The 5,620-nt window shown below is 49.8% G+C and carries 12 protein-coding genes; 5 read left to right on the plus strand and 7 right to left on the minus strand.

Annotated elements, in window-relative coordinates; translation table 11 throughout:
- From ACUVQO_RS11665 to ACUVQO_RS11685, 5 genes are all read left to right on the plus strand, one after another.
- On the plus strand, nucleotides 1-1,127 hold a 1,127-nt coding region (locus ACUVQO_RS11665), incomplete at its 5' end, for a PAS domain-containing protein (protein ID WP_445926046.1).
- A 32-nt stretch (nucleotides 1,128-1,159) separates the two neighbouring features.
- On the plus strand, nucleotides 1,160-1,351 hold the full coding sequence (locus ACUVQO_RS11670) for a sensor histidine kinase (protein WP_445926047.1): 192 nt from the start codon (nucleotides 1,160-1,162) through the stop codon (nucleotides 1,349-1,351).
- Between the two features lie 28 nt (nucleotides 1,352-1,379).
- Entirely contained in the window at nucleotides 1,380-1,520 is a 141-nt protein-coding gene (locus ACUVQO_RS11675; protein ID WP_445926048.1) for a hypothetical protein, read from the plus strand.
- Nucleotides 1,521-1,817, plus strand: coding sequence for a response regulator (locus ACUVQO_RS11680; RefSeq protein ID WP_445926049.1), 297 nt, complete (start codon nucleotides 1,521-1,523; stop codon nucleotides 1,815-1,817).
- 192 nt (nucleotides 1,818-2,009) lie between these two features.
- Nucleotides 2,010-2,447 carry a response regulator gene (locus ACUVQO_RS11685; RefSeq protein WP_445926050.1) on the plus strand — a complete coding sequence of 146 codons (438 nt, stop codon included), beginning with the start codon at nucleotides 2,010-2,012 and terminating at the stop codon, nucleotides 2,445-2,447.
- 112 nt (nucleotides 2,448-2,559) lie between these two features.
- Here ACUVQO_RS11685 and ACUVQO_RS11690 read toward each other — a convergent pair whose 3' ends face one another.
- Genes ACUVQO_RS11690 through ACUVQO_RS11720 form a run of 7 tightly spaced genes read right to left on the minus strand, consistent with a single transcriptional unit; the run spans nucleotide 2,560 to nucleotide 5,521 of the window.
- Nucleotides 2,560-2,937, minus strand: coding sequence for an extracellular solute-binding protein (locus ACUVQO_RS11690; protein ID WP_445926051.1), 378 nt, complete (start codon nucleotides 2,935-2,937; stop codon nucleotides 2,560-2,562).
- Entirely contained in the window at nucleotides 2,934-3,299 is a 366-nt protein-coding gene (locus tag ACUVQO_RS11695) for a hypothetical protein (RefSeq protein WP_445926052.1), read from the minus strand. Before ACUVQO_RS11695 ends, ACUVQO_RS11690 begins: the two co-directional genes overlap by 4 nt.
- Nucleotides 3,300-3,356: 57 nt before the next feature.
- Entirely contained in the window at nucleotides 3,357-3,677 is a 321-nt protein-coding gene (locus ACUVQO_RS11700; RefSeq protein WP_445926053.1) for a substrate-binding domain-containing protein, read from the minus strand.
- A 42-nt stretch (nucleotides 3,678-3,719) separates the two neighbouring features.
- Complete coding sequence (locus ACUVQO_RS11705; protein ID WP_445926054.1) at nucleotides 3,720-4,379, minus strand: hypothetical protein; 660 nt, start codon at nucleotides 4,377-4,379, stop codon at nucleotides 3,720-3,722.
- A gap of 47 nt (nucleotides 4,380-4,426) precedes the next feature.
- The gene (locus ACUVQO_RS11710) at nucleotides 4,427-5,011 is read right to left on the minus strand and encodes a vWA domain-containing protein (protein ID WP_445926055.1); all 585 of its coding nucleotides are present in this window, start codon (nucleotides 5,009-5,011) and stop codon (nucleotides 4,427-4,429) included.
- Nucleotides 5,012-5,065: 54 nt separating this feature from the next.
- The gene (locus tag ACUVQO_RS11715) at nucleotides 5,066-5,341 is read right to left on the minus strand and encodes an extracellular solute-binding protein (RefSeq protein WP_445926056.1); all 276 of its coding nucleotides are present in this window, start codon (nucleotides 5,339-5,341) and stop codon (nucleotides 5,066-5,068) included.
- Between the two features lie 15 nt (nucleotides 5,342-5,356).
- Nucleotides 5,357-5,521: a hypothetical protein gene (locus ACUVQO_RS11720; protein WP_445926057.1), complete on the minus strand. Its 165-nt coding sequence runs from the start codon at nucleotides 5,519-5,521 to the stop codon at nucleotides 5,357-5,359.
- Nucleotides 5,522-5,620: the final 99 nt, after the last annotated feature.

The raw sequence follows: 5,620 nt of genomic DNA on the forward strand, positions 1-5,620 counted from the left end.
TTCCCCTGGTGGTTGGCGATCGGATTTGGGGCAGCCTGACTCTGCATACCTGCCAACAACCCTTTACCTGGCCTGACGAGCAGGTAGCTCTCGCTCAAACGGTGGCAGGACAATTAGAGGTTGCGATCCAGCAGGCCGAGTTATATCAACAAGTAGAGCAGGAAAAACAAAAGCTCTTTGATAGCCAGATGGCTTTAGTCCAAGCCCAACAAATTGCTCAGGTTGGCAGTTGGGAACTGGATGCCACTACCCAGGCAATGGTCTGGTCAGATACGTTATTTCAAATCTTTGGATTTGATCCTGCTGCACCAGAACCTGACTTGGCAGAAGTAATGATGAATTACGTCCACCCAGAAGATCGCCCCCGCCTGGAACAGTGCTTGACGCAGGCGATGACGGAGGGAAACTTCCACGAAATTGATCTGAGATTTTTTAGAACTGATGGGACAATGGGCTATATGGAAGCGCGGGCCGAAGCAGTCCGAAATGACCAGGGGCAGATCGTCAAGGTCGTGGGCACCTCGCTGGATATTAGCGATCGCAAACAGGCAGAATTACAAATTCACCAGTTAAATGAAGCACTGGAACAGCAGAACCGTAATCTGGAGAACTTGGTGGAACAACGCACGGCAGAACTGGTGCAACAGACGATTCAGCTCGAAGCCAGTAATAAGGAACTGGAATTCTTCTCCTATTCCGTCTCCCATGACCTGCGCGCTCCCCTGCGCCACATCCATGGGTTTGTCAGTGCCCTGCAACAGCGCTTGCAAGGCCACAATGCCCTGTCTGATCCTAAGGTGGCCCACTATATGCAGGTGATTCAGAACAGTAGCCAGAAGATGGCTCAGTTGATCGATGGACTCCTCGACCTCTCTCGGATTGGGCGCAAACCCATGGAGCTTCGACCCGTTATCCTGCGACATTTGGTGGAGGAAGCGATCGCCCCGGTACAGCACAATCCAGACATTGGGACTGCGGCAGAATTTGTCATTGGTGAGTTGCCCATTGTCCAGGGAGATGCCCGATTGCTGCAACAGGTTTTCAGTAATCTGGTTAGCAACGCCGTCAAATTCAGCCGTAACCTCCCACTCCCCGGATTGAAATTGGCAGTTTGCCAGAGGGGGTGATCTTCATTCGGGACAACGGAGTAGGGTTTAACATGCAATACGCTGACAAGCTGTTTGGGCCATTTCAGCGGTTACACACTCCAAGTGAATTTGAGGGCACCGGAATTGGACTAGCGATCGTGCAACGGATCATCCACCGTCATGGCGGCACGATTTGGGCCGAGAGCCAGCCTAATCAGGGAGCGACCTTCTACTTCACCATTGGAGGTTCTGCTCAAGATTAAAGTTTTGACTAAAAGGAATTGGGAAAACATGGCAAATGTAGATCCAACCCGAATTCTATTGGTAGAGGATGACCCCAATGATGTGGAGTTAATTCAGTTAGCGCTGGAGCGCTACCACTTTGTCAATCAGCTTGATGTCGTGATTGATGGAGAACAAGCTCTAAACTAATTGCACGGTCGAGGGGAAGAACTTCCGATTTATCCCTTACCTCATCTGGTTTTACTTGATCTAAAACTACCTAAAGTGGATGGAATTCAAGTTTTACAGGCGATCCGCAACCATCCACGCACTCAAAAGCTAATCGTAGTTGTGATGGCTTCGTCTACTGAGAACCAGGATCTTACCGATTGCTATGAATTAGGAGTAAATAGCTACATTGTTAAGCCATTGGAATTTCAGCAATTCATAGATGTAGCTCGCCAAGTTGGCCTTTACTGGATGCTGCTAAATCAAGCCTCACCCTAGGAATAGCCAGTTTTGCTAACATCCTAGACTATGATTTTGTCCTTGATATTGCTCATCAGCCGATTTCACTGCTCAGCTTATAGTAGTCAGTAAAATCACTAAATATAATGTTTTGGATAATACTAGGAATACTCGGCGGACTTCGCTGATCCCTGATAATCATTTTGATGCTCCTGGGGGGAGCCAATAAATATGGTGATTGATGCATCCCGCCTTCTGATTGTTGAAGATGATCCAAATGATGTTGAGTTAATCCGTTTAGCGCTAAGTAGCTACCCCTTTGCCAATCAAATGGATGTGGCAGAAGATGGCGAGCAGGCGTTGCTCTATCTACTTGGTCAGGGAGATATCCCTCCTGGTCACCCACTACCGCGTATGGTTTTGCTTGATCTGAAGCTGCCCAGAGTAAGTGGTCTACAAGTGCTAGAGGTCATTCGTCGTCATCCCCGCACCCATAACTTGGTTGTTGTAGTAATGACCTCCTCGGCTGAAAATCGAGATATCGAAGCTTGTTACAATCTTGGAGCCAACAGCTACATTGTTAAGCCCCTGGATTTTGAACAGTTTCAAAACGTATTCCAGCAAGTTGGTGTGTATTGGATGCAACTCAATCAGCCGCCGCGAACATAGCCAATTATTATTATTGGTATGTTCGCGATCAAATACCAACTAGATGATGCTGAGTGGCCACTAAGGTTGCCATGTACAAGCTCCAGTGAACGATGATGCAGCTAAATTACTGCTAGTTCGCCCGCTCCCACTGGCGAATCACTTCTCTGGCAACCTGGCGCTCTGGAGGAGGCAGAATGGTTCCAGTGGGTTGGACTGTAGCCCCTGGGATCTTCTGGCTCCAGGGACTATTAGGTACCGTTGGCAAATCGATGGAAGTATTGATTGGACGAAAGCCATATTGCACCAGCACTTGTTGCTGGGCAGGTTGAACCAGAAAATCCATAAATTTACGGGCTGCCTGAGCTTTACCATCATTCACCTCTCGACGAACGATCGCGGCTGTAGCTGTGGTTTCAATCGTGGGATTGAGGTAGTAAATCTGGTAGGGCTGACCCTGATTGGCCTTTGCCTGCTGCCAGCGATACAGAGCATCACTTTCATAGGTCATGGCCAGATCAGCATCATTGGCACCCCGAGCAATAAATTCTTGCAGCAGTACATCTGTAGAACGGGGGGTTGGTAAACAGAGCGTTTAATCAGACTAGACAGATCCTTAATCGTTGGGGAACTCAGGTCACTGGTATTGAGATTGCCATTGACTTTGGATTGTATCCAAAGGGTGAGTGTCAGTTGTCCACTATTGGAACGAGTCGGATCTGTGGTCAGGAAATCAAAACTGCCCCAACTGGGAGAGCCACCGATCGCTCCCCAACTGCTGGCTTGCATTGCTTGCTCAACTCGCTCCCAGCGAAACTGCCCGTCCGGAAACAGTGCTTTGCCCCGCTCTGGCCAGGAGATCGCCACCAGCATCGTTTTGGCAATCGGACGGGGAACATCATAAAAGGGATCATCACGATGCTGAGTCCGCTAGCGTTCGTTCAGTTCGCTCAGAATTTCACCATTGGCTGGGATCAATACCGTTGGTTGGAAGTCGTTCTTGTTGTCAAGGTAGCGATTAACAATATCCTGAGATCCCTGGAATTCTAACTTCAGCTTGATGCTGGGATATTGTTTTTCAAAGTTTGCTTGCAGTGTCCGCAGGGGTTCTTCCAGCTCTGTTCCACTGACTACGATAATAGTTTGTTGCCATCCCAGAATAGGAGTATAGGCGAGTGCCAACGCTGCTAGAATAATGCCTGCTGAGGTTAACCAGCGTAAAGATTTGGATGTGAGTTTAAAGCCTGACATACCGTAAAGAGACTAGCGGGAAATCAGAAGATCGACATTGGACTAGACGCTGCTCAGATCCTCACTCAAAGAACGCAATTCCGTGGCCTGAGCGGCATCTGTAAGATTGGCAGTGCGTAACTTGTTTTGCAATGCCTGAAGCACTCCGGCAGTGCCGGTGACTAGCATACTCAAGTTGGCAATCTGGGACTGCCGAACATCTTGCCCCTGCTGCACCAATTGCAGATTTCGTCTCAGGCGATCGGCGAGTGTCTGAAGTTGCTCCTGTGCGGCTCCAGAACTAGAACGAAGCCGCGTCTCAGCCTCTTTCAGTTGACGTTGCAACTCACTGGCAGACAGGAGTGTTGGGTCACTATGCTGCAGTCGTTGAATCATCTGGTCGATTTTTCCAGGCAGTTCTACAGCGCGATCGCAGGCGTACTGTACCGCCACCAGCAGTTCCATCTGGGACGCATTGGTTAACAGACGAGTCACCTCTAACCGAAAGGCACCCGTCTTATTCGCCAGACTACGAGCCTGCTGCTGGATCGCCTGCACCTGTTTCTCCAGTTCGGGGTCACCCAGGTTGAGACTTTGCGGCTCATGAGACTGCCGCAGCATGGCAACTCCTGCCGCAACCCCCGTCGCCAAGGGCAGCATCACCACACTGGGCAGATGCGAGATTCTGACCCCGACCACCAGTACCACAGCCCCAGCCAACACGGCCAATGGATAATCAGGGGATTCACTAATTTCATGCCGCCTCCTGGTTAAAACTCCACTTGCAAGTTAGACATCACCTGCGAGATCGTTTGAGGATCGCCTTTAGAGTAGTAGCCACCATTCAAGTTGGCAATCTGCTTCAACGCATCCGGATTGAATTCGCCTTCATTGCCATAGCCCACCGTAAAGAAGCTAATTCGCTGGTCACTGTTAAAACCACTCTTTTGCAACTCGGCAGAGAGTTGATCCAGGTTCATTCCAGAGTCCGTATCTTCTCCATCTGTCAAAATCACCACGGCATTGATGGCCTCTTGCCGCAGGTTTTGCTGCAACCAGTTCCGGGCATAAAGTGTAGCTTTATACAGCTTGGTTGCTCCACCCGCCTTGAGGCTACTGACGAACTCGATTCCCCGATTTCGTCCAGCGGGGGTGCTATCGATCAAAATGGGTTCATGGATCTGCGAGTTAAAGTCCATGAGAGCAATTCGGTCTTTGGGGCCCAAACCATTAATATAGGTTAAGAGTGTATTCTGAATGGCGGTCAGTTTGGTTCCTACCATTGACCCTGAGGTATCTACCACCAACACGACCAGTAAAGGTTTCTTAGCATACTCTTGCCAGGATTTGAGCACGGCATCCACCACCTCTGGCTTGGGTGGTCGATAGGAATCGTACCGGAGTTGGGATTAGACTCCAAAGGTGGGAGAGAATTTGGGGCTGAGGGGAACGCCAGCCACGCCAGGACGCAATCCCAAATCGGTCGCTATTTTTTGGGCATCTGGCGATCGCCAGTAAGCAATAATCTTTTCGGCTGCTGCTTTCTCATCAGCACTGACCCAGGGGGCATTGGGCAAGATTGCCCGCATATTTGAGGTAAAGGTGGCTTTGGGATAGATTGCCTGGTAAGGGGGTTGCCCCGGTTGCAAATTGGAGTTCGCTTCAATCACAGATGATTCGTACACAGAACCAACGGATGCCTAAAAAGGGCCATTTTGCACCATCGCTTTAGCTAGAGCATGGGTAGAAATGCCATAACGGGTAACTTTGCTCTGAATCTGTTGCACCTGGGGTTGGTAGCGGATGACATCTGCAACGGTTAATTGTTCTGGATGCTTACCCGAAACAGCAGCAAATTGGGCCACCAGGGTTTGTAACCCTGAATTGGAGCGAGTGGGCGCTGTTTGGACTTGACGCTCATCCCGCTAACGCTTCGTGTATAGCAGGAGATTCCCCGTTCACAG

The sequence above is a fragment of the Leptodesmis sp. genome, from assembly GCF_052746595.1.

Bases quoted from the DNA above. Each gene is read 5' to 3' on its own strand.
- ACUVQO_RS11670 (WP_445926047.1), top strand. From the start codon at position 1,160: ATGCAATACGCTGACAAGCTGTTTGGGCCATTTCAGCGGTTACACACT.
- ACUVQO_RS11675 (WP_445926048.1), top strand. From the start codon at position 1,380: ATGGCAAATGTAGATCCAACCCGAATTCTATTGGTAGAGGATGACCCC.
- ACUVQO_RS11685 (WP_445926050.1), top strand. From the start codon at position 2,010: ATGGTGATTGATGCATCCCGCCTTCTGATTGTTGAAGATGATCCAAAT.
- ACUVQO_RS11690 (WP_445926051.1), bottom strand. From the start codon at position 2,937: ATGACCTATGAAAGTGATGCTCTGTATCGCTGGCAGCAGGCAAAGGCC.
- ACUVQO_RS11695 (WP_445926052.1), bottom strand. From the start codon at position 3,299: ATGCTGGTGGCGATCTCCTGGCCAGAGCGGGGCAAAGCACTGTTTCCG.
- ACUVQO_RS11700 (WP_445926053.1), bottom strand. From the start codon at position 3,677: ATGTCAGGCTTTAAACTCACATCCAAATCTTTACGCTGGTTAACCTCA.